The sequence below is a fragment of the Aureliella helgolandensis genome, assembly GCF_007752135.1.
Classification (GTDB): Bacteria; Planctomycetota; Planctomycetia; order Pirellulales; family Pirellulaceae; genus Aureliella; species Aureliella helgolandensis.
In genome coordinates, this window is record NZ_CP036298.1 from 3,660,888 (window position 1) to 3,686,068 (window position 25,181).

Annotated in this window: 21 protein-coding genes, 1 tRNA gene and 1 pseudogene; 4 read left to right on the forward strand and 19 right to left on the reverse strand. The window is 54.1% G+C overall.

Annotated features, from left to right (window positions below):
* Positions 1-4 precede the first annotated feature (4 nt).
* Both Q31a_RS13065 and Q31a_RS13070 read left to right on the forward strand, forming a co-directional pair.
* Positions 5-1,348 carry an alkyl/aryl-sulfatase gene (locus Q31a_RS13065; RefSeq protein WP_145078271.1) on the forward strand — a complete coding sequence of 448 codons (1,344 nt, stop codon included), beginning with the start codon at positions 5-7 and terminating at the stop codon, positions 1,346-1,348.
* 60 nt (positions 1,349-1,408) lie between these two features.
* Positions 1,409-2,395: a zinc-dependent alcohol dehydrogenase family protein gene (locus Q31a_RS13070; protein WP_145078274.1), complete on the forward strand. Its 987-nt coding sequence runs from the start codon at positions 1,409-1,411 to the stop codon at positions 2,393-2,395.
* Positions 2,396-2,559: 164 nt separating this feature from the next.
* Here the strand turns inward: Q31a_RS13070 and Q31a_RS31390 are convergent.
* The 3 genes and pseudogenes from Q31a_RS31390 to Q31a_RS30190 form a co-directional block, all read right to left on the reverse strand.
* A pseudogene (locus Q31a_RS31390) lies at positions 2,560-2,673 on the reverse strand (hypothetical protein); the annotation flags it as partial.
* Positions 2,651-2,848, reverse strand: a complete 198-nt coding sequence (locus Q31a_RS13080; protein WP_145078280.1) for a hypothetical protein — start codon at positions 2,846-2,848, stop codon at positions 2,651-2,653. The gene Q31a_RS13080 and the pseudogene Q31a_RS31390, both read right to left, overlap by 23 nt.
* A 440-nt stretch (positions 2,849-3,288) precedes the next feature.
* On the reverse strand, positions 3,289-3,534 hold the full coding sequence (locus Q31a_RS30190) for a hypothetical protein (protein ID WP_197356794.1): 246 nt from the start codon (positions 3,532-3,534) through the stop codon (positions 3,289-3,291).
* Positions 3,535-4,080: 546 nt separating this feature from the next.
* On the opposite strand from Q31a_RS30190, the gene Q31a_RS13090 reads away from it, so the two are divergent.
* Positions 4,081-4,476, forward strand: coding sequence for a carbohydrate porin (locus tag Q31a_RS13090; protein ID WP_231691183.1), 396 nt, complete (start codon positions 4,081-4,083; stop codon positions 4,474-4,476).
* A gap of 48 nt (positions 4,477-4,524) precedes the next feature.
* Here the strand turns inward: Q31a_RS13090 and Q31a_RS13095 are convergent, their stop codons facing one another.
* The 8 genes from Q31a_RS13095 to Q31a_RS13135 all read right to left on the reverse strand — a co-directional run bounded on the left by Q31a_RS13095 (position 4,525) and on the right by Q31a_RS13135 (position 13,034).
* Complete coding sequence (locus Q31a_RS13095; RefSeq protein WP_145078286.1) at positions 4,525-5,538, reverse strand: HAD family hydrolase; 1,014 nt, start codon at positions 5,536-5,538, stop codon at positions 4,525-4,527.
* Between the two features lie 89 nt (positions 5,539-5,627).
* Positions 5,628-7,172 carry an arylsulfatase gene (locus tag Q31a_RS13100; RefSeq protein ID WP_391575332.1) on the reverse strand — a complete coding sequence of 515 codons (1,545 nt, stop codon included), beginning with the start codon at positions 7,170-7,172 and terminating at the stop codon, positions 5,628-5,630.
* Positions 7,173-7,283: 111 nt separating this feature from the next.
* Positions 7,284-7,682: a response regulator transcription factor gene (locus Q31a_RS13105; RefSeq protein WP_145078292.1), complete on the reverse strand. Its 399-nt coding sequence runs from the start codon at positions 7,680-7,682 to the stop codon at positions 7,284-7,286.
* Between the two features lie 139 nt (positions 7,683-7,821).
* The gene (locus Q31a_RS13110; RefSeq protein WP_145078295.1) at positions 7,822-8,448 is read right to left on the reverse strand and encodes a response regulator transcription factor; all 627 of its coding nucleotides are present in this window, start codon (positions 8,446-8,448) and stop codon (positions 7,822-7,824) included.
* Positions 8,445-10,214 (reverse strand): sensor histidine kinase, encoded by a 1,770-nt coding sequence (locus Q31a_RS13115; RefSeq protein ID WP_197356795.1) that lies wholly within the window; start codon positions 10,212-10,214, stop codon positions 8,445-8,447. Before Q31a_RS13115 ends, Q31a_RS13110 begins: the two co-directional genes overlap by 4 nt.
* Before the next feature lie 1,316 nt (positions 10,215-11,530).
* Positions 11,531-12,052 (reverse strand): macro domain-containing protein, encoded by a 522-nt coding sequence (locus Q31a_RS13125; RefSeq protein ID WP_145078301.1) that lies wholly within the window; start codon positions 12,050-12,052, stop codon positions 11,531-11,533.
* A gap of 19 nt (positions 12,053-12,071) precedes the next feature.
* Positions 12,072-12,524, reverse strand: coding sequence for a macro domain-containing protein (locus tag Q31a_RS13130; RefSeq protein WP_231691184.1), 453 nt, complete (start codon positions 12,522-12,524; stop codon positions 12,072-12,074).
* A gap of 436 nt (positions 12,525-12,960) precedes the next feature.
* Positions 12,961-13,034, reverse strand: a tRNA-Met gene (locus Q31a_RS13135).
* Positions 13,035-13,341: 307 nt separating this feature from the next.
* On the opposite strand from Q31a_RS13135, the gene Q31a_RS13140 reads away from it, so the two are divergent.
* Positions 13,342-15,540 (forward strand): sulfatase-like hydrolase/transferase, encoded by a 2,199-nt coding sequence (locus Q31a_RS13140; RefSeq protein WP_145087220.1) that lies wholly within the window; start codon positions 13,342-13,344, stop codon positions 15,538-15,540.
* Here the strand turns inward: Q31a_RS13140 and Q31a_RS13145 are convergent.
* The 8 genes from Q31a_RS13145 to Q31a_RS13180 form a co-directional block, all read right to left on the reverse strand.
* A complete protein-coding gene (locus Q31a_RS13145) occupies positions 15,537-16,409 on the reverse strand; it encodes a DUF1559 domain-containing protein (RefSeq protein ID WP_231691185.1) in 873 nt (290 codons plus the stop codon). The genes Q31a_RS13140 and Q31a_RS13145 overlap by 4 nt on opposite strands.
* A gap of 5 nt (positions 16,410-16,414) precedes the next feature.
* Positions 16,415-16,846, reverse strand: coding sequence for a hypothetical protein (locus tag Q31a_RS13150; RefSeq protein ID WP_145078307.1), 432 nt, complete (start codon positions 16,844-16,846; stop codon positions 16,415-16,417).
* Positions 16,843-17,460 carry a prepilin-type N-terminal cleavage/methylation domain-containing protein gene (locus Q31a_RS13155; protein WP_145078310.1) on the reverse strand — a complete coding sequence of 206 codons (618 nt, stop codon included), beginning with the start codon at positions 17,458-17,460 and terminating at the stop codon, positions 16,843-16,845. Before Q31a_RS13155 ends, Q31a_RS13150 begins: the two co-directional genes overlap by 4 nt.
* A 5-nt stretch (positions 17,461-17,465) precedes the next feature.
* The gene (locus tag Q31a_RS13160) at positions 17,466-17,867 is read right to left on the reverse strand and encodes a hypothetical protein (protein WP_145078313.1); all 402 of its coding nucleotides are present in this window, start codon (positions 17,865-17,867) and stop codon (positions 17,466-17,468) included.
* Between the two features lie 16 nt (positions 17,868-17,883).
* Positions 17,884-19,008: a type II secretion system F family protein gene (locus Q31a_RS13165; RefSeq protein ID WP_145078316.1), complete on the reverse strand. Its 1,125-nt coding sequence runs from the start codon at positions 19,006-19,008 to the stop codon at positions 17,884-17,886.
* Between the two features lie 30 nt (positions 19,009-19,038).
* A complete protein-coding gene (locus Q31a_RS13170) occupies positions 19,039-20,208 on the reverse strand; it encodes a type II secretion system F family protein (RefSeq protein ID WP_145078319.1) in 1,170 nt (389 codons plus the stop codon).
* Positions 20,209-20,211: 3 nt separating this feature from the next.
* Positions 20,212-21,183, reverse strand: coding sequence for a hypothetical protein (locus Q31a_RS13175; protein ID WP_145078322.1), 972 nt, complete (start codon positions 21,181-21,183; stop codon positions 20,212-20,214).
* A gap of 599 nt (positions 21,184-21,782) precedes the next feature.
* Positions 21,783-24,782 (reverse strand): dockerin type I domain-containing protein, encoded by a 3,000-nt coding sequence (locus tag Q31a_RS13180; protein ID WP_197356797.1) that lies wholly within the window; start codon positions 24,780-24,782, stop codon positions 21,783-21,785.
* Positions 24,783-25,181: the final 399 nt, after the last annotated feature.

Sequence of the window (25,181 nt, forward strand, 5' to 3'; positions counted from 1 at the left end):
TCTTATGAAAACTCTTATCATTACTTGCTGCCTCTTACTGCTCGGCACGAGTTCAATCCAAGCCCAGGAAGCGAACCACGCAACTCAGCGGCTCAGAAACCAAAACGCACAATTCACTGAGCAGATCGTCAAGGTTGCTGATAGTGTCTACGTCGCCGTTGGGTACAGCGTCTCGAATGTCTCGATGATCGTTGGCGATGATGGTGTGGTCATCATTGACACAGGGATGATGCGCGGTGACGCCGAGCGGATTGTCACGGAGTTTCGCAAGATCACAGACAAGCCGGTCAAGGCGATTGTCTTCACGCACGCGCACGGCGATCATACTGGCGGCGCGGCGGCGTTTCTTGGCGACGAACGTCCGCAGATTTGGGCACACGAGAACTTTGGCAGCGAAGCTCGCTCGTGGACGTCTGGCAACCTGGCCGTTCAAAATTTGCGGGGTGCACGGCAGGCCGGATTCAAATTGCCACCTGAGCAACGGATTAATAACGGTATCGCGCCGGTTCGTTACCCCAAACGCGGCGGAGCAGTTTTCGCAGCGGCATCAAACACCGATCCAACACACTTCCTCAAAGGCGAGCGTCAAACGATTAACGTTGCCGGCGTCGAACTAGAACTTGTCTCATCGCCTGGCGAAACGAACGATCAGCTTTTCGTCTGGTACCTAGCCGGAAAGGTTATCTTCGCTGGCGACAATTTCTACTGGTCGTTTCCCAACTTGTACGCCATCCGTGGCACTCCCAATCGCAGCGTTCGCTTGTGGGCAGAGAGTCTTGGAAAGATCGCTGCCTATAACGCTGAGACTGTGGTTGGTGGTCATACGAAGCCGATTGTGGGCGCTGGCGAAGTCGAGCAAGTGTTGACCGACTACCACACCGCCGTTCAGTTCATCCACGACAAGACCGTCGAAGGAATGAACAGGGGACTCACGCCTGATGAACTGGTCGAGTATGTGCAACTCCCCGAAGACCTCGCTAGCAAGGACTATTTGCAACCGTTCTACGGACATCCCGAGTGGGGAGTGCGCAGCATTTTCAACGGTTACCTTGGCTGGTTCGACGGCAATCCTTCCAATTTGTTTCGTCTCTCACCAAAGGCAGAAGCGGAACGTGTTGCGAAACTTGCCGGGGGAGTAGGCAAGCTAATGGAGTCCGCCCACGCTGCACTGGCCTCAGACGACAACCAATGGGCCGCGCAGCTCGCCGATCACCTGCTTGCGATCAACCCGGACGACAAAAACGCGAAACAAGTCAAAGCGAACGCCTTAACCAATCTCGCCAGCAACATGGTCAACGCAACTGCCCGCAACTACTACCTCTCCGTCGCCCGTGAGCTAACGGAGTAGCGGGGCTTCGTCCACTACCAAGAATACTTCTTCACTAACCAAGAGCCGGATACAATCGATATGAAAGCGATGCTCATCAACGCCTATGGCGAAAACGCGACCTTTGAAGCTGCAGATGTTGCGAAACCAGAAGTGAAGGCTGGCCACGTGTTGGTGAAGATCGCCGCCTCAAGCGTCAACACGGTCGACACCATGATACGCAGCATGGGTAAGGATTTGCCGTTGTCTCCCGACACGCCAGCGATTCTTGGGATGGACTTCGCCGGAACGGTCGAGGCGGTCGGCGATCGCGTGAAGGATTTTTCAGTCGGCGATGAAGTCTATGGATGTGCAGGCGGATTGGCAGACTTGCCCGGCACGCTAGCCCAATACATGGTGGCCGACAGTAACTTGATCGCCCATAAGGCGAAGAACCTGTTGATGCCAGAAGCCGCCGCGTTGCCGCTGGTCGCGATCACGGCCTACGAAGGCTTGCAGCGAGCGGGCATCAACCAAGGACAAAAAGTTCTCGTGCATGGAGGCTCCGGCGGAGTTGGCCATGTCGCACTGCAACTGGCAAAACACTGGGGTGCCGAAGTTTACTCCACCGGTGGCGGCGAGAAACAACTGGCACTGATCGAACGATTGGGTGCCACCGGTATCAACTACAAAACGGAAACGGTTGAGCAGTACGTTGACAAGCACACCGACGGAGCTGGGTTCGATGTGGTGTTCGACTCGGTTGGTGGTGCCAACCTGACGAACTCATTTGAAGCCGCTGCACTGAACGGTCAAGTCGCCACCACCGTGTCGATGTGCGAGTTGGATTTGACTCCGGCGCACCTCAAGGGTTTATCGTTGCACGTCGTCTTCATGCTGATCCCGATGCTGCACAACTTCAAGCGAGAACAACACGCCGAAATCCTGCGCAATCTAACTCAGATTTGCGAGTCCGGCGGACTCACGCCTGTACTGGATGAAGAGCAGTTCTCGCTTGAACAAGTCGGACAAGCATACGCTCGCTTAGAGAGCGGAAAAGCGATGGGCAAAGTCGTTGTCGAAAACTGAAACGCATTTTTACTGGAGTTTAGAGAAATAACGTTGGGAGTGCTCCCTTCCACTTCGGTGAAGGCTAGCTTGCTCGTAGCAATCTCGCCACGTAGACTTACCATTGCGTACTCACCCTCCACGATCTGAAAAGTCAACTGCAGATAGTTGCCCGTGCCAGATTTCATGGGTTTTATTTCGCTGTCGGTGATGACCGCGATGTACTTGCCAGTTGGGATTGGTTCGAGTTCGTCGGCTGGTTCGACGGAGTTGGCATCAAAGCCGTTGAGATTGGCCATGGTTGGTTAACAGTCGCCGAACGACCGCCGTCAATATCAGGTAGGCAAACATCGTCGGCGCGACGGTGAGAACCAACCCCGGCACAATCAACAGGAAATATTCTAACACCACCAACTGGGGAGCCGTGATCGCTAGCCCAGCGAGAACGCCGGTGATGATAAGTGCATACTTCATTCGCAAAATCGTTACAGAGATAAGGGGGCTGGCGCGGCACATGCGATCGAATCGCGATCGGCGAGCGCTCAGAACCGTAGCGAGCGGTTGCCGCTCAGAAATCTAGCTTGCCGACAGCCGACATGTCCGGATTTTCCACCTCTCGATTTACCAATCGACGGTGCTGTCGGTTGGCAGGAACGCCCGTCACTTTTTTCCGATAGCACTCTGGGATTACATAATCCTTGAGGTCAAATAGTACAGTGACAAGAGAGAATTTTGGCAAAGATCGGCCCAGAGACCGTTTCGCCGGCGGCCGGAGCGGACTGGTGAGCAGTGAGTGAACCGCCGGCTTATCAAAAACTCGTCCAACACGGGGCCGCCCAGTACGAGTCTGCCTAATCTTATTCGGCCAGCCGAATTCTTGGAGGCGCTTCACCACCGGCATCCCGCCCGGCCATTTACCCTTGGCTCGAATCGCCGCGATCTTGTCGCGTTGTTGTTCGCTCAATGGGATCACCGTGAGTGTTTGAGAGTTCATCGCGGACCGTCTTGCCCGTTGCAAAAAAGTCACCGCGAGACACCGTGATCACTGACAGCGGAGAGATCTCAAGTCCCGTTTCCTCAATCTCGCGAGAACTTTCCAAACTCTCAGGGATCTCGCCGCGTTTGATCCGAATCGTCACCAACTCCAGCAATTTGGTCACTTTCCGCACCTGAACGCTAGGCTGGATACAGTCCAGCGCCCTATAACCCTTCCTCCCTTCCTCCCTTCCTCCTAAAACCAATTCCTAGCGAACCGAACAAAACGGCAATCGCCCTCAGGGTTATGTAGGAGAAAACTCGATAGGGTTAACCAGATTCTCGCGTAACAGAAAATGCGAGGAAGTCTCCTAAGGGATCGGAAGCTATCGTGGATCGCCAGACATCGTTTCGACCGGTCCCAACTCGGCAGCGATTTCGCCCGTGTTCGGCTGGATGGTTGGATGCAAGCGATCTTGGGCGACCCAGCAGACCTCGAACTTCACATACAGTCAGCTCACGCTGGATGACGTTCCGGGACCGTCGCTTTCCAACCTAAGCCGAACTGATTACGTGGCAGCAAATCTAATCTAGAACCCGTATGATCGGGTCTTTTGCGATGTGGAATCCCTTCATAGCGTGCGTGAGAACCAAGACGGCCGACGGGCCGATGCCAACAGGATCCAGATGTCGTTTGGGTTTTTCTTGCCTTGCTCCAAAGATGCGAAGCTTTGGGCCGCCCCTATACGGATCAAGCCTTATGGGTGGACCCCTGCGAATCCAGTCGACATTGGGGCTACTTTGCCAAGGCGGGAATCGCCGACGACTGGACCAACCCAGTCAGCTATCTATTGAGCGCAGGCTTAGGCGGGGCCAGTCCGTTGCGATCTGGCGATTCATTTGGGGGCGGCTACGACTACAGCGGGACAAGCAATGAGTTCGGCCCCATCCTGCAGACTGCTACGTCCTGGGGACCAATAGGCGATAGCCAAGGCGTCGAAATATTCTATCGAGCAAGAATAATCGAATCAGTCACTGTCACGCCTGATTTCCAATGGCTTGCTCAAGCATTTCAGCAAATCGATGACGCTTACATCTTGGGCGTTCGAATGAACGTTGCGTTCTGATTGGTCGAGCGATGCATTTCCGTGTGGCGGCGTTGAGCAATGCAGCGACTACTTGTCGGATGTGTTTGTATCCAAAGCCTTGCCGATCCACACTCGATTCCAATCCTTTTTCATGTCCGCCACAATCCATCCCTTGGACTTCGCATCATCGAGCCCTTTCGAGAGTTGACCGATTTTGGATGTGCGGTCATACGCGTACTCGCGATCAGCATCCGTATGATGAACGACGAGGCCCAAGCGTAAACCCTCGCCACTTGTTGTCCACTCAAGCATTTGATAGTCCCCATCGGAATTACCAAACGCCGCAATGGGGCGACGGCCTATGTGATGGTTGATGGCGACGGGCTTCCCTTCTTTATCGTCGAAAAAGTTCAAGGCGGGCAGTCGAACGAGATAAGGTTTTCCATCACGCAATTCGTATTTAGTTTTGATACTACTGCCGATGACTTGCTCGGGTGGTATGCCATACACGCGCTGAGTCCATGGACGCATGAATTCGATTCCGCCGCCGGAAACAATGAAGACCTTAAATTCTTTTGCTTTTAGATAATCGATCAATTCAAGCATCGGTTGATAGACCATCTCCGTATACAGTTTATCTGTTTGGGGATGCCTAGCAGTTGCGATCCAGTCGACAACAATTTTTTCAAACGCCGCCGTTGTCATGCCAGCATGGGTCGCCATGACAAGTTCGGCGATTGCCTTCTCGCCACCAGCAGCAGCAGCTTTAAGATCTCCCTTCAATACTGACGCAAAGGGCTCTTGATTTGGCCACTCTGGATGCTGCGGAGCAATTTCCCTCAAGCGATCAAGCGTAAACAACAATTGAACATAGACCGGTTGCTCGGCCCAGAGTGTGCCGTCGTTGTCGAAAGTGGCGATCCGGTCAACGGGGGCTACATAGTCGGGCGAGTCCTTCGCGGTCACTTTTTCAACGAACGCGATGACTGATTGCTTGGCCGCGGTGTCGTTCCACGACGGCAAGGGGTCGGCGGCACGCGCGCGGGCTGCCAAGCTGGATATTACGAAAACAATCAACAGCGAAAGGGGGCGGTTCTTCACAGTTTTTCTTCTACTTTTTCGATATTCAGCCTAGAACTAGAAAATGGCGGGCGCCCCTCAGGAGGCGCCCGCCAGATGATTCAATCCGATCACTTGCCGCCCGGATTCATGTCCTTGATCTGCTCTTCAAGCGTTGAGAGACTCCAGTCGCCAGGCGTCTGACTAGGCGGATAATCTTTCATGGTCATGAGGAACTTGGACGCGACGACCTGCATCGGCGCCAGCAGGTAGACTTTGTCCATATACCAGTCCTCGTAGGTGTTCGAACCGGCCTGGGCCTTCTCGAAGGGGTCGCGACGCAGATTGTATAGATGTGGCGTCCGCAACTTGATAAAGGGTTCCCGCCAGATCTGTAGGCGATCGGCCCGGTTCTCTAGGTACGTAGCTTTCCAGTCCTTGACGCGGATGGCGCACACTTCACCGCCGTCGGTCGTATAGATGAACTCTTGGCGGGGGGATGCCTCGATATCTTCGTCGATGGTCTCAAAAGTTCCAGCCTTCTTGAGGTAGTCGAGCATGTTGTAGCCGTCGATGTAATTCTTGTACTCTCGACCGATCAACTCAACTCCCTCGCGCAGCTGCTCCTTGATGTCCGGATTGCCCGCTGCGGCGGCGAAAGTGGGAAGCCAGTCCTCGTGCGAGACGATGCCATTGACGGTCGCGCCGGCGGGCCATTTGCCGGGCCAGCGGACGTAACAGGGAACGCGGAAGGCACCTTCCCAGTTGGAGTTTTTCTCACCGTGGAAGGGGGTCGTCCCCGCATCCGGCCAAGTGTTGTAGTGGACCCCATTATCGGTGGAGTACTGGACGATCGTGTCGTCCGCGATGCCAAGCTCATCGATCAGATCGAGTAATTCTCCGACATGGATGTCGTGTTCGACCATGCCGTCGTGGTACTCATCTCCCGTTTTGCCTGCGAGTCCGGTGTGCTCTTCCTTGACGTGGGTGCGGAAGTGCATCCGGGTTCCGTTCCACCAGCACATCCAAGGCTTGCCAGCTTCGTGTTGGCGCTGGATGAAATCTTTGGCGGCGGCGAGAGTTTCCTCGTCGACGGTTTCCATCCGCTTCTTGGTCAGCGGCCCGGTATCCTCAATCTTGCCGTCAGCGGTGGCCTTGATCACACCGCGGGGACCGAACTTCTTGCGGAAGGTCGAGCCATCGGCAAGCTCCATATCGGCAGGATAGTCGCGGTCCTCCGGCTCCTCTTCTGCATTCAGGTGGTAGAGATTGCCCATGAACTCGTCGAAGCCATGGTTGGTCGGCAGATGCTCGTCTCTGTCGCCTTGGTGGTTCTTGCCGAACTGGCCGGTGGCATAGCCTTGGCCCTTGAGGACGGCGGCGAAAGTGACGTCCGTCTCCTGCCAACCTTGCGGAGCTGCAGGCAGGCCGACCTTGGTCATGCCGGTACGGACCGGCACGCTGCCATTGAGGAAGGCCGCGCGACCCGCCGTGCAGGACTGCTGACCGTAGTAGTCGGTGAAACTAATACCTTCCTTGGCGATGCGGTCGATGTTCGGAGTCTTGTAGCCCATCATGCCATGGTTCATGTGGCTGATGTTCCAGACGCCGATGTCATCTCCCCAAATAACGAGGATGTTGGGCTTCTTGGAGTCGGTTGACTGGCCATGAGCCATGGTAGAACAGGCGATGCCTACGCTACATGTAAGGAAAAACGATAGTAAAGGACGAATTCGAATCATCTAAATTCTCCGGGTGAAAAGGCAAAGTTCGTAAGTGAAGAAGGTCTATTCGCCGAGCCTGCAATTTTCCCCAGGAGCCTGCAAGGCTTGCTTGACAGCATCAAGCAGAACTCGTCCAAGGAATGGTTTTTGATGATAACTGCTCGCACCGAGCCTTCCGGCCCTGTCGCGAAATGCGGAGTTATCAAATGATGTAATGAAAATGGTCGGCGGCGAATCTCCATCGGGCAAGGAGTATTCAAACAAGTCAAGTCCCGACATACCCGGCAATTGAATGTCGAGAATCAAGCAGTCTGCAGTTAACAAAACGCCCGCTTCTATAGAGGCTTCTGCCGAACCGAACATGATTGGCCTGAAACCACCTACTCGCAGCATTCGTTCAATGGCTCGACGCATACTGGGATCGTCTTCAACAACGACGATTTCGAGTAGGTCGCTCGGCATTAAAATGCTCCAGCTTGTGTCAAGGCAATTACCGGAACAGTGTGAGCGAGTTGATGACGATTGCAATTGTCCCTAGGGGCAAATTTAGTTGCCCTTTGGTGCAGGTGGACAAAGGATCATGCGTGTCGACCGTCCCGAATCAGTTTTTTGGGATCGGCAGATTGAGCTGGACGGCGGACGCGATAAGGCCGGCTAGCGAAGTGACCTGAAGCTTTTCCATTAGATTGGCTCGGTGCGATTTGACGGTGCGTTCTGATATACCGAGTTCTGAGGCGATATTTTTGTTGAGCTTTCCATCGACAACGAGTAGAAAAACGGAGACTTCCCTTTCCGTCAACTTCCCGAACCGATCACGCAGGAGCTTCAGGTTTTCATCGTTTACCCGGTTCAATGCGTCACTTGAGATTGCATTGCGAACGGCAGACAACAGCGAATCCCGATTGACCGGCTTCGTCAGAAAATCGATCGCTCCTGCCTTGATTGCTCGCACGCTCATTTGAATGTCACCATGTCCGGTAAGAAAAATAATGGGAAGCGCATTATCGAAGTCGTTAAGCCCTTTTTGAAGTTCGAGTCCGTCGAGACCGGGCATGCGAATATCCAGTACAACGCAACCATGGGCGCGACTCGCCCGCGAGAGTAAGAACTCGGCCGCGGAAGCATGCTCGCAGACTTCGTAACCGGCCGCGCGTAGCAAACGGACGATCGATTGACGGAAAGAATCGTCATCATCAACAACATGGACCGTCGGGTTCGGTAACGTCATCCGGTTTGCTCCCCAGATAAAACAGCGAACTGACTCGTTTCGTTCGATGACTTTTGCGCGAGCGGAACAGTGAACCGTAAACCCAATCCGGTGTGGCAGTTATCGTCAATCCAGATGCGACCTCCGTGAGCTTCCACTAGCGTTCGAGCAATTGAAAGCCCTAACCCCATGCCCTCCTTCTTGGTTGTGAAGAAAGGATCGAACAAGCGAGAACGCCTCTCCGTTGGAATGTCCGGCCCAGAGTCTTGGACCAAGAATTCCAAATTGTCACTTTGAAGTTGAGTCTGCACAAACAGTTTCTTCGGCTGGTCGATTTCTGACATTGCTTCCATACCATTCAACAACAGATTGAGTAGCACCTGTTGTAAGTGCACCTTGTCCGCGATGACTAACGGCCCGCCTGGAGCGAGTTCCGTGTGGACGGCAACGTCACGTCTCTTTGCCTCACGGTTGATGAGCCGTATCACGTTTTCAATCAATTCATTCGGTTCAACAGCTTGCAACTCCAGCTCGCGATTTCGCATCAAGGCTCGCAATCGCTCGATGACCTCGCATGCCCGTAAATCGTCCTGGCGAATGTCTGCCAAAATTTGCCGCAATTCATCCATCGAGTCAGGCGAAGAATCGATCAGCATCTCTGCGGCGTCCGCATTGCTTAAAATAGCGCCAAGAGGCTGATGGATCTCGTGCGCAATCGACGCCGTAAGTTCGCCGACGGTCGCGAGTCGTGATGCGTGCGTCAGCTCTCTTCGCGTCTCATCGGCTACCAATTCTGCTAGGATGCGATTTCTTCTTTCGAATAACAGACCGATCAGCAGCGTGGCTTGAAGTGCCAAGACGAAAGTTGCTGTTATAACCGTGCTGCGGTGTTCTTTCCATAGCGAACTTTGGCGGAACCGCATTTCGCTTCGTGCTGGGAGTCGATCTTCACTTAATTCCCAGCGGGCCAATTGGCGACAGTCGACGATTGGCAAATCCTTGCCTGGAAAATAGGGTGCGATATCTTCAGGCTTTTCGCCCGCCAAGATTCGCAGAGCTAAATCTCCAGTCTCTCGACCGACTTCATCGAACGTATCCATGCATCCGCCAACAATGCCCGTTCCCATATAAGTGTCGTAGGGTCCGTAGACAGGGGCAGCGGACGCGTTCGCCACTAATATTGCCGCATCGGCGGAAAGGAAGTATTCTCCCTCCCCGTCGGTGAAGAACGTTAAATAAATCACCACCGCATCAGACGGGAGGTCACGCAAACGCTCCAAAAGCGTTTGCATTGGCAAGCCTGAGAGATAAGTAAACTCAAGCCGAGACTCGTGATTGCGAAATCGTTCTCTCGCTAAATCGTCCCACGTGCGATCAAAATCCGAAGCTCCGGAGACAACAACGACTCGTCGCGTTTGGGGTTGCAATTGCATCGCCAACTCTAACGTCGGCAATGGATCAAGTTTCATCAAGATCCCAGTTGCACTATTCAGCTCACTCCAAGTGGCACTTTCCCTGCGAACGCCAGTAAAAACGACCGGAACATTGGGAAACAGAAATTGTCGCTGGTCGGCCAGAAGATTGAGTGCTTGAGGCCCCGCCGAGATGACAAGGTCGAAGTCTCGACCTTTGTATTTTTCAAGGAGCATGTCCGCCGTCCGCGAAAGGTGACTATCTCCAGGAAATCGTACAAGATCGAGAAACTCGCTATAAAATTCGATGCGATCGGGATAGCCTCGACGCATTTGGTCGACCATAGCGTTGCCGAGCGAGATGTTTGCTGGCAAGAAACTCTCGTTCGAATATAGGATTAAGACACTTTTGGTCCCGGCGCCATCTACGGTGAGAGGCGAACTCAAAACAATAGCAACAACTATGCCCCACGAAGTGCAACTCCATTTGAACCTGCTCCAGGCTTGAAGTAGAAGGCCACGATATTTGCTTAATTCCCTTGGATGTATCATTCGCTGCCTAGGAGTCTCGATTTCTGGACAAGGATTCACACGCTCACGAAACTCAAATTCGAGTTCAGTTTCTTTAGGAGTAAGATTCCTAAACCTCGCCTTGATGTGCATTTCGTTATTCACTCCTGCCGTCGACATGGAACTCTGGAGAGTACTCGTCGGCTTTCGCTGATTCAACTGGATTAATTGAGTTTAATCCCTCACCAGTCACACTCGTCACAAAAATCAGTTCCCAAGAACACCAAAAGCTCGGAGACAAATTCGTCTGCACGGCGTGGTCTAGACCGTAAATCCGTTGGCTTTATCCAGGAACCCAGTACTATCGGGCCGCCAGGCGACGCCTGTTTGCGCAGTTCAGAGTGCTAGTCCGCGTGGCGATGCGACGACGATCTGTTTCGGAGTTTGGCTAGACATTGTTGCGATTCATCGCCGCCCGCGATCGGTGGGACGCCGCAGGTTGCGGCGGGATGGTCGGGATCTTTAAGGGTGGTTCGGACATCGGTTGGTTCGCCCCATGATTTCTTTGTGTTGGTGCTTGGTCGCGGCTTGGCGGTGTTGCCTCGCCTTGTTCCGAACCTATCGAGACGCGTTGGTTTCATCAAGTTGGATGTTGGTTTGTGTCCAGATACGAAAATAAGCCGGCGGTGTAGCCGGTCTGAGTGGAACGTTTTCGTTGCGGATTTTGATCAGTCGAGCGACCGGTCTATCGAGACGTAGGTTGACCCGCCGTCACTGGATGATTCTTCGTCGGCTTGGACTGGATACACAACGGGATCAGGCGGCATGCTTGGGGAGTACTCGCCAGGTAGCCGAGTGGCAAGTTGTCCGGCGCGGAATAGCCGGGCGGCACACCGCCGCAACGTATAGCACGTACGGCAACACATTCAGTGTCCCAGCCTGAAACGCTTGCCATCAACACGCTTGCCGAACACGCTTGCCGAACACGCTTGCCGAACACGCTTGCCGAACACGCTTGCCGAACACGCCTGGTGCGGAGAACAAGTACGCTGCCGAAACGACCCCGAAAAAGAACGCAGGATAAAAAAGCAGCCACGCCCACGGACCGTCACGAGCGGCAGCAACCGCCACTGCCAACGCCAACAATACAAAAGTGGAAACCACACTTCATCCGGTTTCCTTCACGTTTGAGTCTGAGCCACTGAGATTGCTTCGGATAGCTCGGATCGGTGCTCTTCGGAGCGAACAACGATTGTCAATGAAAGTCCATCGAACCTAGATTCACTGGCAAGCGGTGCCACTGCAGTTCCGAAATCAGCGATCGACATGGGACCGTATCCGGTGGCCAGTGTCGGCGTAGAGATCGTTGTCGCCCCTGCCTTGATGGCAAGTTCCAGTGCGGTGACGACAGTGTGGCGGACTAGATCAACGGTCGAATCGTAGAACGGGTCGATCGCAACCGCATGCAAGATGCAATCGAATGGCAGGTTCCCCGAACTGCTTTGGACGACGGTTCCAGCCGGCACGGAGGAGATGCCTTGGCTCCTCAGGTGGGCGTGCAGTTCTTCTTGAATCGGCGGGCCAACCGCCGAAAGGATCGCTCCATTGACGCCGCCCGATAGATTTAGCCAAGGGTTCGCGGTAGAGATCAACACATCCGCGGCTACTTCCAGGACATCACCGACTTGGATATTGATCTGCATTTGATCGGAACCTGTTAATTCAATCTTTCTGAAATTGAACGATGACGATTCGCCCTCCGAAACTAACGTTCGCGAGTTCATCCCTCATCATATCAAGAACTGCTTCAGTCGACCCGCCACCGGTGCCAGCACCAATCAGTGGTAATGCGATCGAATTGAATTTCTTTTCCTCAGCCAGTGCTAGTGCGTTGCGACACGATTCCCGGATCGACTTTTCGCTTGATCGCCACCACATGCTGATGCCAGCCACATGGATGATGGCTTTGAATGGCAGAGCGCCCGCTCCGGTTAGTACCGCACCGCCAAGCGGAATTGCCCCGTGCTTGGCAAGCTCGCGAAACGGAGCGTATCCACCGCGACGTTTAATCGCTCCCGAGACGCCCTGAGGAAGCAGCAGCCACCAAGGGACGATGTTCCGATTCCAAGCATTAACGATTACATTGACGTCTTGATCGAGAAGATCGCCTTTCACAATTTCGATATCGCCCGTGAGTGAATTTCCTCGAAAAAGTGATGGTGTTGTTGAAGTGGAAATCGGACGTTACGAAAACGAGTGGAAGTTTGGGGAATCCAGGAAAATGGTTTTGTATCGGACGTCTGCCGCTAGGACGATTCTAGGAACGTCGAGCACTTTCTTCGGCTAGCACTCCGAGCTTCATAACCTGGAGTTTAAATAGTACGGAGACACGTGAGATCTTATGGCCAGAATCGGACCGCGGAGCGTTCCGGCGACAATCGTATTGTACTTTTCTAGAGACGTGCCGAGAGAACTTTGGCCGGTCAGCGTCGACGTTAGTCATTACCAGGACTGCGGTAAAACACGAAAAAAGCCGACGCCAGTCATGAAGACCAACGTCGGCTTATTCGATAACCCGGCGGTCGGATTAAACCGATATGCCGAATTGAAGTTGCGGGAGCCAGATTCGAACTGACGACCTCGAGGTTATGAGCCTCGCGAGCTACCGGGCTGCTCCATCCCGCGACATAAATAGACTCGATCTCCTACTTGGCGCCTAGGGGGGCCTGGAAAAGTCTTGGGTAGCCTGCGATTGTCAGTGTGGAATGTGCCATGAATGCGGATTGGTGGGGCGCAAAGTAAGTCTAGGTGAGCACACAAAGGTCGCCGACCCAAGGGCCCTTGAACTGACGGACGGGTTATAATTCAATCTTCAATCCCGATTGGATCTTGGGCGGTTGGTCACGCATCACTGTCCTCACAATATCACTGCCAGCTACCGATTCCCGCTTCGTGGCTGAAGGCTTTATCAGAACTCAGGCTACCAATGACTATGTGTAGATTGCTAGTAACCGTATCGTTGCTCTACGTTTTTTCAGGGCAACTGGCTGCGGCAGAACGGCCCAATATCGTGTTCTTCTTCACCGATGACCAAACCACCAGTACGCTGGGCTGCTATGGAAATCCGGTGGTGCAGACGCCGAATATCGATGCCATGGCGGCTCGAGGGACACGCTTTGAGAATGCTTTTGTGAGCCAAGCAATCTGTTGGGTCAGCCGCACAACGATTTTAAGCGGATTGACTGGCCGGAGCTATGGAACGCCCGACAATCCCGAACAAGCTCGGCCCGATGCGGTGCAGACGCTCTACTCGGATCTATTGCGAGAGGGGGGGTATCGCACTGGCTATTTCGGGAAGTGGCATGCGAAGATGCCAGCCGGATATCGGCCCCAAGATCACTTTGACGAGTTCGAAGCCATCGGACGCAATCCGTATTATAAGAAACAGGCGGACGGCAGCTTGCGCCATGAGACCGAATTGATTGTGGACCGAGGGATCGAGTTCTTGAAGTCACAACCAGCCGATCAGCCCTTCGCACTCAATATGTGGTTCAATGCGTGCCATGCGGAAGATAGCGACCGACGTCCAGGCATCGGCCATTTTCCATGGCCACAAGCGGTCGACGGCATGTATGAAGACACTGTCATTGCCCCACCGAGACTCAATGACCCTACAATTTTCGAACAGCAACCAAACTTCCTAAAAACCACTATCAATCGCGAACGATTCTTCTGGCGGTGGAATACTCCTGAAAAATACCAAACCAATATGCGAGCCTATTATCGCATGGTCAGCGGAATCGATGGCGCCATTGGCCGCTTTACAGCCGCTCTGAAGGAAGCGGGGTTGGCCGAGAACACCATCATTGTGTATTCCGCAGATAACGGATACCACATGGGAAATCGTGGTTTCGCTGGTAAGTGGTCTCACTATGAAGAAGCCCTGCGCGTGCCCATGATTATCGCTGATCCGCGAGTGCCTCAAGAAGAACGCGGGAAAGTTGCCGATTCGATCGCCCTCAACCTCGACTTGCCGGCCACGTTTTTGGACTGGGGAGGCGTGACGGTCCCCCAGCGTTATCAAGGGCATAGCCTTCGCAAGATTGTTGCAGGTGCCACACCCTCTGATTGGCGAACCGAAACATTTCATGAACACTTTGCTGTCCGCAATCGGATACCGGCGTTTGAAGGGGTGAGAAATGCCCGATTCAAATACGTACGCTATTTCGATCACGGGAACCATGAGTTTCTCCATAACCTCCAGAGCGACCCTGATGAACTCACCAATCTCGCGGCCGACCCTGCGCACCAAACTGTGCTTGAGAGCATGCGGCGGCGGACAGATGAACGCGTAGCAGAACTTGGGGGCCCGCTTGATCCGCTCAAACAGCCGTTTACCGCATCCACGACTCCCTATCCAGAGGCTTCAGCAAACGTAGGAGCAAGATTGGATAACGATGGCTTCGTATCGCTTTTCGATGGTAAGACGCTGCGGCATTGGTCGGGAGATTCGGCCTACTGGTCGGTTGAAGATGGAGCCATCACCGGTGTGACCGATGGTTCGCTCAAGATGAATCAATTTCTGACCTGGACCGATTCGACCATTCGTAATTTTGATCTGCGAGTTCAAGTTAAGGTCACCGCTGGTGGGAATAGCGGGATTCAGTATCGCGGTCGTTCGCGTCCGGAAATTGGCTTGGATGTCGTCTCCGGATACCAATGTGATGTAGTGGCCGACAATCCAAACTACAACGGCATGCTGTATGAAGAGCGTGGGCGGCGGATCTTATCGCATACTGGAGAAAAAGTTGTTGTGGACCCGGCAGGCCATGCTTGGATTGTCGGGAACTTTCCCGTGCAAGAATTCCCGGCTGACACCTGGCACGACTACCGCGTGCTGGTGGAGGGGAATCACCACCAACACTGGATCGATGGACAGCCGACTGCCGATTTATGGGACTTTGACGAGACGGGCCGTGCACTAGAGGGCGTCTTGGCCGTCCAGGTGCATGTCGGGCCAGCGATGAAGATTCAGTACAAAGATTTTGAAATCAAACATCTGTCAGATTCCCTCCCCATTGCTAATTTTGCCGACCACGCCATTCCGCCGCAGTCGGTTGGTGTGCGTCCTCAAGGGAAGTTACCCAAAAATTGGCAACCTCCCATTTATGCCGAGGCTGTCTCAAACTAGAAGGTGGCATCCTGCAGCTCTTCGTCAGCGCGGTTCGCCAGCTGGCGGTAAGTGTCCGGATTGATCGATTGTGTCAGGAAACGCACCGCTCCATCGGCGAGAACGAATTGAGCACCACCGGTATGGTAGGAAGAAAAACCACCGACTTCCAGGACGGTTGGTTCAGACGCGTCAATGTCCTTGGGGGGATTCATTGGATGTCCTACGTTTCGAAGGGTAGAGCGCGTTCCGGAGACCCAGCCCAGTGGGGTGGCTTCAAGCATTCCCTCGCCCAGTAGCAGGGTGTGCGACGAGCCATCCAGGATGTCGCGAAATCGCACGTTGCTATTTAAGAAGAGCATGCCGTCGTTGTCCGCGGCAATGGGGGCTTCGCGGTCATGCTGGGAGCCAAAATAGGTGGTTACCGCTACATCATCCCTCTGCCGATTGAAGGGGTACGAGGGACACAGTAGCGTGCTGATTGGATATTTCCGCACAGGGGCATTTTCTGGGGCATAAGCTCCAGCCTCGATATCAAACATGCCGTAGGCAGTGCGTTCTTCGAAGAAGGGCAAAGTCTGCACGATCCAGCTAACATGTTGTCCCTGGTCGACGTTTTGAATGGGGCCGTCTGGATTGATAGAACCAGCCGGGAAATGTTCGGTGGCGAATTCGAAGTGATGAAGTGCCAGTCCCATCTGCAACAGGTTGTTGGAGCACTGGGAACGCCGTGCTGCCTCGCGAGCCGCTTGCACCGCGGGCAGGAGCAGGCCCACCAAAATTCCAATAATCGCGATCACCACTAACAGTTCAACTAGCGTAAATGCGATGCGTCGTTGTCTAGTTACCGAATGCATGGGGCCTGTTCCATAAGTTTGTTGACGTTGCATGAATACTACTCCCGAATGGTGAACGTGGTTGAGCGTTGGATTTGGTGGTCGAGCAATTCCGCATTTCCTAGGGTGGCGACGATGCTCACTTCGAAAAGACTATCGTTGGTTTCCGTTGCATCTTGATCGGCTTGCAGCCCCTCAAGTCGCGTACACTCGATCTGAAGATTGGCTGCATCCCATTCAGCCAACGCTTCTGAGACGTCCCAGTGTTCACCGGAATATTCGGAAGAGATTTGCAACTGTTGTGTCGCCCGCCGCATGCCTGCTTGCAGGAGCAGTTCGGTTTGACGCACGCGAAGGGAATTCTTGGTTTCACGGCGGCTTCTCAAAGATTGGTGCAACGCGGTCGCAGTCAGCGACGCACAAATCATGAGGCAAGCGAGGACCGCAATGAGGACCGCTCCGCGCCGTCGGCGCCTGGTAGACTGGATCATGGTAGGGCCTCTGACTCTTGCGAATGATTGAGTAGGAACTGACGCAGTCCAACAACGGATTCAATCTGACGTTCCACCATGCCCGTTTCCGCGTGCAAGTTGTGATCCCGGAGAATGGTCAGCTGTGCGCGGAGCGGTTCTTCGAGCTTGGCGAACTCAACGAATCGAACGTCCCCTAGATCAAGATGCTCACTACGACGCACCTGCCCCATTTGCGACTCTACTCGCCGAATGATTTGGTCGGAAAATTTGAAGGTGATTTGCACATCTTCTTCCAGGACCAGCGTTAACTCTTCTGGTGCAGGGCAGAGTACCTCAATCGCTCTATGTCCACTTTCCCTGAATTGCTCGACAAACAATTGCGTCGCTTGGATGCGCTGTACTTCCGCCGTCGTCAACTGCGATAATTGCATTGTTTGGGCCACAGCCGTGACCGCCACCACCAACAAACTGCTACTGACGGTTACGACGACCAAGACTTCGATGAGCGTAAAACCATGCTGCCGAACTGTATTTCGACCGGTACGATACTTTGACTGGCGTTTGCGGATCACATCTCTTCCTCTCGGGGGAACTGTCGTCGAGCTGCTGCTGGGACCGACTGTAGAAAACATGGTGGCTACTCATTCGAATTCTGAAACTCAAACCAGCCCACCAAGCGGACTGCCGCAGGACTCAAATTGCGCTGCCAATGCAACTCCAATTCCAGCCTCTCGCCGAGTTCATCTTGAACAATTGTCGCTTCGAACGCCGCTTCCGGTAGTTGGGACTGGACGACGGATGACGGAACTAAAGATTCAACCTGTTGTGCACACTCTGTTGGTCCCAAAATAGTGAGACGTTCCAGTTGGTTGGCAACCACATCATTTGCAAACAGCTGCTGCCTGGAATCGACGGTCAAGCGTTGGGCATGGAAGGCACCGCGCGCAATGAGTGCCAGCATGGTGACCAAGAGGGTGGATGAAACGAGAAGCTCTGGAATTGTTGAACCTCTACGGAAGGGACGGTACTTACGCCGCATGTCACTCGTCCTCCTACTAGGCGAGACTGGAAATCATAAAGCTCAGCATGCCAATGAATGCAGTGGCAATCCACAGCACGACTAAACCGAACGCTATTACTACGAGAGGGTGAAGGCAAGCGACGATCATGGAGGCGACCCTGTCCGCCTGAACTAGTTTCCAATCAGCCAGTCTCCTCATCAGCCACGATCGCGATTGAGAGGGTTCAAGACTGCTAATTGCGCGGCATTCCTCAGGGGAAAGGAGTTGGGCACTCGCCAAACTTTCCCAAGGCTCAGCACCTTGCTCGACTTCGTTGCGCGCAAACAGTAAACGGCTGCGGATATAGCGGTCAAAGTGGTAGCGTGCGAGTGTCGACAAAACACTGGGAAGCGGACGTCCCGCGTCGGTGACCAACGCAAACATTTGCAGCATGTGAGCGGCGCGACGTTGGGCAACCGTGGCGAGCAGGCGAGCGGCCCAAGTGCGCTGGAATATTCTGATTGGCCTGGTGAGCCAGATCAGGATCCCTAGCAACACGCCTAGGGCAATGAATAGCGGCAGGTAATGCGATAAGTACGAGGTGACAGTCATCAGCGATGAGAATTGCCACACTGTTACAGGCGCCATTCCAAATTCCTCCAACATCTTTTGGAATGTCGGGGCAATTAGGACAAGGATGAACGTGCCCACAAAGCCAAACGCCAAGGTGAGTCCGGCAGCGTAGGCTAGTGCTTGACGTATGCGGTAGGAAAAGTGAACTCTTGATGAGGGATCCTCACCTGCAAGGGCGGCAAATGCCGCTGGCAGGGTCCCGCTTTGCACGCCAAGCCTCAGTGTCAAAACGCTCTCATCGCTTAGCACTCCTGGAGTCTGCTCGAGTGCATCGACCAGGGGCATCCCCTGTTCCAATCTCATTGCCAGACGCCTCAGACGCCGTCGCGATACGCCACGTTGCTCTTCGGCAAGTCCACTGATTAGTGGCGCCAATGGCTGACGTTGACGGTGTGCGAAACTCAGCAGCTGAACTAGTGACGCTTGAACGCTGGCTTGAGGATCGGCGTCCCACAACGGCGTACTACGCCAATTCGATGCTTTGCTATGGCCCGGCCGATACGATTCAGTCAACCGGCTATGCAGTATTCCAAATAAATCAAACATAAAAAAGAGTCAATTACCTTTTCTGCTCGTTTATGCGAGCGAAGTAATCATCGAAACCAACGGCAAGAACAGGCTTACGATCACAAAGGCCACAAGACCACCTACAAAAACGATGACCAAACTTGGAAGACTCTCAAAGATCCAGTTAGATCGAAGCTGCGCACGGTGGCGATAGAGCTCGGCAAGTTCTCGAATCAACTCGACATTTACACCGTCCGGATTCCTCGAAGTCAGGGCAAGCTGGAGCAGCCTAGGAAAGCGGTAAATCGAACGCGTTTGCTCGATTCGAAATCCCGAGTGCTTGAGCTCCTTCGACAATTGCGCTGCAGCTATGGAAAAATAGGAGTGTTCGCAACTTGTACCAGAGAGCCGGATGGCTTCCTCCACGGGAATCTTCATTTGAAGCAGCTCGGCCAGTGTGCTACAGAGCGTCGACATCGCCAAAAGATTGGAACTACTACCTGCTACAAAGCGTCCGAAAATCCGATTGGTAATTGCATGCCTTCGCCATTGAGAAACCAACAGAACGCAGCCACCACCCAGCAAGCAACCAAATACCAAAGTTCTGAGAGCATGCTGTGTTAATTGAGCCGAGAACCACAGCGTCAGCAATGTTGGTGGTGGTAGACGCAGCCCAAATTCTCCAAACATGGTGCGGAAGGTCGGAATAATGGTTACCGCAAAGAACACCGTCAGCAACAAACAAACGCCCACGAGGAACAGCGGGTAGTAGAAACTACGACGAATATGCAAGCTCGACTTTAGCTGTTCGTCGAGCATCCCAAGCCAGCTCTGTAGCTGCCGCGAGTCAGGCGATTCACGATCGGAGCTATTCAGTAGCGGTAGTAGAGCGGCGGTTGATCGCTTCGAAAGGAATTCCTCCGGTGTCAGATTGCCCTGCAACTTTGCAACAAGCTGCTGCAATGCCCTACGGCTCGGGCCTGGAGGCGTTTCATTTGCCAATGCCGCGATGGCTGGTATCCAGTTTTTGCGTTTATCAATGACTCGGGAAATTCTTTGCCAGAAATCGTTGCGTTGAGCAGACGCCAGGGGAGCTGAAACGACAACTCGCTCGATTGAATTCAGTATCAGCCCTTGTTGCTCTAACTCGCGAACTGCGTCGGCAACGCTTTCGGCAGTCAGTTCTCCATGCACAACGGTCTGCTCGGAGTTGGTGGCTTGGTAGTGGAAGCGGTGCATCAGCTAGTTTCCTTCCGCCACAAAGAGTAAGAAATCGAACAGCGGTAGGAACACCGCAAGTGCCACTGTCAAAACGATAAGACTCCCCACGACTGCTGCGAAAATCGTAGACCAGCGAAGGGAAACGCCGGAAGTCTGAAAGTCCACTAAACGCCAGTAGGATGCAGCCGCCAACTCCAATTTCCTGTTCTGAGGAAGCGAATCGGAAGTGGGGTGAGTCGCCCAGTGGAGCAGTGGAGGAAGTACCGCGGGTGGGGCTGGCCCGTTCCCAACCACCGCTTGAGCTGTTTCCTTCGGTTCCGCGTCCGAAACTTGGACCGGTAAGTCGAGATTCTCTGGTGATGCGGTTGTCGCTTGCATCTCATGGTGACTAGCATTACGCTCGAGTAGCCGCTCCGCTTTCAAGGCCTGCTGAATGTGCCGTGTCAATTTGGATTCAGAAACGCGATGCTTACCCCAAGAGGGAGCTCGCGAAGCACTTCCCCAGCGAAAGAGCTTGCGCAGCCCGATAGGTCCCAGAATCACAGGTATCGCGGTGCCCCAAAGGGGCATCCATGTTCGGAGGACCAACAATACTTGCAACGCGAGTCCGGGTGGCTTTTGCAATTGGTCGTTTAACGCGGCGAACTTGGGCACCGTGAAGCTAAGGATGTACAGAACAGCCAGGTAAGCCAGGAATAGCAAGAGGTATAGCTGGGAGGCATTCACCTCCCACTGCTGTCGGACTTTTGAGGTCGCCAGAGGCATGGCAACTAGCCTCTCGAAACCTTGCACCTGCCCCTCAGGCTCCAACCATGCTAAGAACGCGGAGCGATAGGCCTCGGGGAGCGTCGAGTCGGCTGCGACGACCCCAGCCAGATCGACACCGGCTGCCAGTTGGCGACCAATGCGGCTGGCCATCGATTCAAGAAATGCGTTGAAAGTTTCGTACTCAGCTGGGCAGCCAACGTCGATAGGCAATCCAGTGCTAGCCACGGAAACAATTTCTGTGTGAAATCGGTGTAATTGTTGAAGCGGAGAATCGTTCATACCAATCCACTGTCGAGGAAGGCTTCGATGCGCAGGTAGGATACATAACCTGCTGCTGCGGAATCTGATGCGCGGCAGGCGGGAATTTATCTAAAGAGATTGCGAAGATTCTGAAGAAGGCCTGATAGACAAGGAGCATTCACGTTCCAGTTAGCGTGTCAAACTGGAGCCTCGAGCTGAGGTCGAATACTTCAGAGCGATGCCGCTCGCGGTACTGAATAGCAGCAGGCACTGTTCGCTTGGCGAGTGGTGCTGGAGTGCCCCAAGTTTCTGCGTGAGGGAGAAATTATCGGTTTTCGATGCCCACCGCTTGCGATTTCCGAGTACGGTGTGCTCGCGTGCATAACCCGAGAATCACCGCTCCATCGGTAGCGAGAGTTTTGCCTTGCAGGCCTTGGCTAAGTAGCCAGACACCGACAAGCCAGACGGCGCGCGCTTCAGACTGTCGTCCCACCACGCCGTTGGGAATTGCGCAAATAGAATCTTGCCCTATTGAGCCGCGAAGCCATCTGGCGACGGACTTGCACAAGCGAGTGCTCGAAGCACTACCACGCAGCCCGTTCTTGAGAGAGCTGATCGATGAGCGATTCTAGCTCGGCATCCAATTTCGAGGACTCGCGTTTGTGATACTGCTCGACGTCCGGAACGTAATTCTCCGGTGAGGGAGTTGGGGGAAGATTCGAGCTGAGTTCGGATCTGCTTTCCGAGGGACGGTGCAATTTAATGTCAGGCGGAGCCTGTGAATTCTGCGGTTTGGTTCGATCCTGGGTAGGAGGGCTGAATAGCAAAGGGGCTATGGGGGCAGATCCTGGCTGCTCACCCTCTCCCCCTTGGGGTTCATTGGCCTGTTTGTTGAGTTGATTAATGACGATGAGGACGTCAATCGGACTTAGGCGGCCGTCACCATTCACGTCGGGGTAGGCGTCGGACCAGGGCTCGCCATTTGCCAACTCCCCATCGTACGGCTGGGTGTCGATACCTTCTTGATTGAGTCGGTTGATTAGGATCAAGGCATCGATGGGAGTCACAACCCCGTCATTATTGACATCCTGCGGGATCTTAGGATTCTGGTAGGGTGAGGGAGCGGGAGTGACCGTTAGGGTGAATTCAGCCGAAACGCTTTCACCCCGGTGTGAGGTGGCAGTAATCTCCAGTGTGACACTTGTTTCGAGAAACAAGTAAATGATCTGCCCTTGCTTTAGTTGGAGCGTATCTCCCACGAACTCAAAACGTTCATCCGACACGGTGAAGTTGTAATGATCCCCATCGGGATCCGAAACCGAAACGGTTCCCACGGGAGCTCCCGGCGTGCTATCGACCACCGCCTTCCGGCTCAGGGACAATCCCAGCGGTCCCTCGTTGCGATCAGTGACGCGGACCAACAGCGGCTTGGAGGTTACCGTGCTCTCGTTTCCCAGAATCGAAGCTGTGACGGTCAGTTGTACAAGTGGCTCGGCTTCGTAGTCGAGGGACTGGTCATGACGCAGCTTGAGCTGACCGGCTACCACTTCAAATCGAGCGTCCGAAACCGAAAAGCGATATTCGGCGTTGGGCTCGGAGCCGATGACTACGACGGGACCAACTGGTGCACCAGGGGCGTTTTCTGGCACGGTTGTCCCCTCCAGTTTTATCTCCTGCGGCAATTCGACAGTGTTAGCAACCGCCAGCGTTGCGTGCACTGTAATACGATGAGCGGGCTCAAGCACGTCGATGGCTTGGAACTCGATGTTGATGAGATTTTCCGATTCATAGTCGATGGCTCCAGCCGAAAAATAGAGTCGGCCAAGTTCCACCGTAAAACGAGCATCCGAAGTGGTCACGAGGTAGTTCGCGTCTCGATCGACATCTACGATCGAGATATAACCGAGCTGGTCTCCAGGAGAGGCGTTTTCCGGGATTGGAGGCACATCCACTTGAATGGATAGGGGCGGATCGTTTACGGCAATTATAGACCAATTCAGTTCAAACTCGCTTGCAGCCGTTCCGTCAAAAACAAGCAGAGTCGCTTGATCGACACCGTTGAAATCCGCGTCTGGGCGGTATTGGAGGGTTCCGTCTGCATTGAGGGCCAGAGTTCCATTCTGCGTCGGATGCTTGATGGCAAACCAGAGGTCATCCTCGTCTGCATCATAGATCCCATCTAGTTCGTGCAGGTCGACTACGCTGACAGCGTCCTCGGCGAGTTCCTGGACGGCCAACTCGGTGATCATGGGAGGGGTGTTTTCGGTTTGCCGGACGCCAAACTGAACTTCTGCCAAAGCCGCATTGGTTGCGAGAGTTACATTGGGATTCGTCGGCTCTGATACACTAAGCCGTGAGACCCCGCGATTGCTTGCAACGAATACTTGCCTTCCATCTCCGGCGGGCAACAGGTTGGTTGTTCGAACGAGAGTGGCGTTGGAAGCGGTCTGCGTTCTGCCAACGGGAGCCCATGTCGAGCTATCCCAAACGATGACTTCGGACGGATTCGCAACGCTGCCGGTCGCAAAACGCCCGCCCCCCAGCTGTAGACCTAACGGTGCGGTAGCCTCCTGAAGCATGGCTGCGAGCTTTAATGTGTCGTTGCTAATCTCAACCGCTTTCACCCCGTCCTGCTCGGTGGCAACCATTGCCAGCAGAGGACGGTCTGCACCTTCCGGAACGATCAATGCGAGCTCGTTCGCCAAGCCGTCTAAGATCAAGGAGTGTGTTTTCTGGAACCCGTTGGCGGGGTCAAGCATGCCAAGGGTCGAAGTGCCACTAGACGCAAACTCCGCCGTCAGCAACCGATCGAATGAGCCCGTGCCGGCTAAGTAGCTGGCAGTGGTCGCGCTGTGCCCGCTCAACTCAAGGCTGTTGCCGGTGGCGTTGGCAAATGCAAGTTGTCGGCCATGCGATGTCTCAAGCAGGGCGACATTCTGGGTGCCAACCCGTACTAGCTGGACAATGTCTTGTCCGGCTTGAAGGCCCGTGATGGGTAGTGTTTCTAAGGTGCCACTAATCGAGTCAAAACGCTGGGCGCGCGAGGTCCCATTTTCACTGCCGGAAATTACTAGCAGGCCATCGCTCGAGGTCGCCAATGAAGTAACGTAGGCACCTGGCAAGGGTAGGGCAGCTTGCGGCAACTCGGCTTGGCTAAGCAGAATAAGTTGATCATCGAGATCGACTGCCCAGGTCGGACCCTGCTCGGTCGCCGCCAGCAGACTCTTCACTGGCAAGGTTGATACGGACTGCGAACTGGCTTGCACCCCCTGGGGCTCGACCTGCAAATTCTCGCTGTTGAGGAGGCCTACAGAGTAATTGCCCGGTTCCAATCCGCGAAAATAGGCAAACCCGTCGTCGCCAGTGGCAGCCAGCAAATCGTCGTCGTCGTATTGCCCATTCAAATTCTGATCGACGAAGACCAGTCGGTCTGCGGCACGACTATCGGTTTCCGGCTCGAAATGATGCGAGCCGTTGTGATCCAGGTAGATCGAAACGTTGATGCCCGCCAGTAGTCGTCGAGCTTCCAGAGGCTCAAGAGCGAGCCGCAATTGGACGGAACGCTTCCTGTTGGAACTTCGCAAGCTAGTCCGATCCTTCAACAAACGCTTTGGGGTAGTGTGTTTCAATCGTTTGGGGCTCATCGGATTCACTGAGACTTTCGAGCCTGCGGGCACGGGTCCTCGGCAAGTTTACTGACTTGCTTTCGAACCTTGGGGGCTGAGTAGACTGAGCACCCTAGTAGCTCTATTTAGGGTCGCTGTAGCATCATAACGCATAGTCGCGCGTTAGGTAAAGTAAACAGACGGTATTCTACGGGGCCTGTTTTCAGTCCAGGAAACGCAATGGATGGGCGCGGTAGCGTCAATCGACCACTCTTACACCTCGATTGAGCAACCGGGACTCGTAGTCTAAACTTGGATGGCTGCGTTCGCACCGCAGCGGGAGCCCAAGGGCCCGCCCGCCAATCGTTCCACTATTTA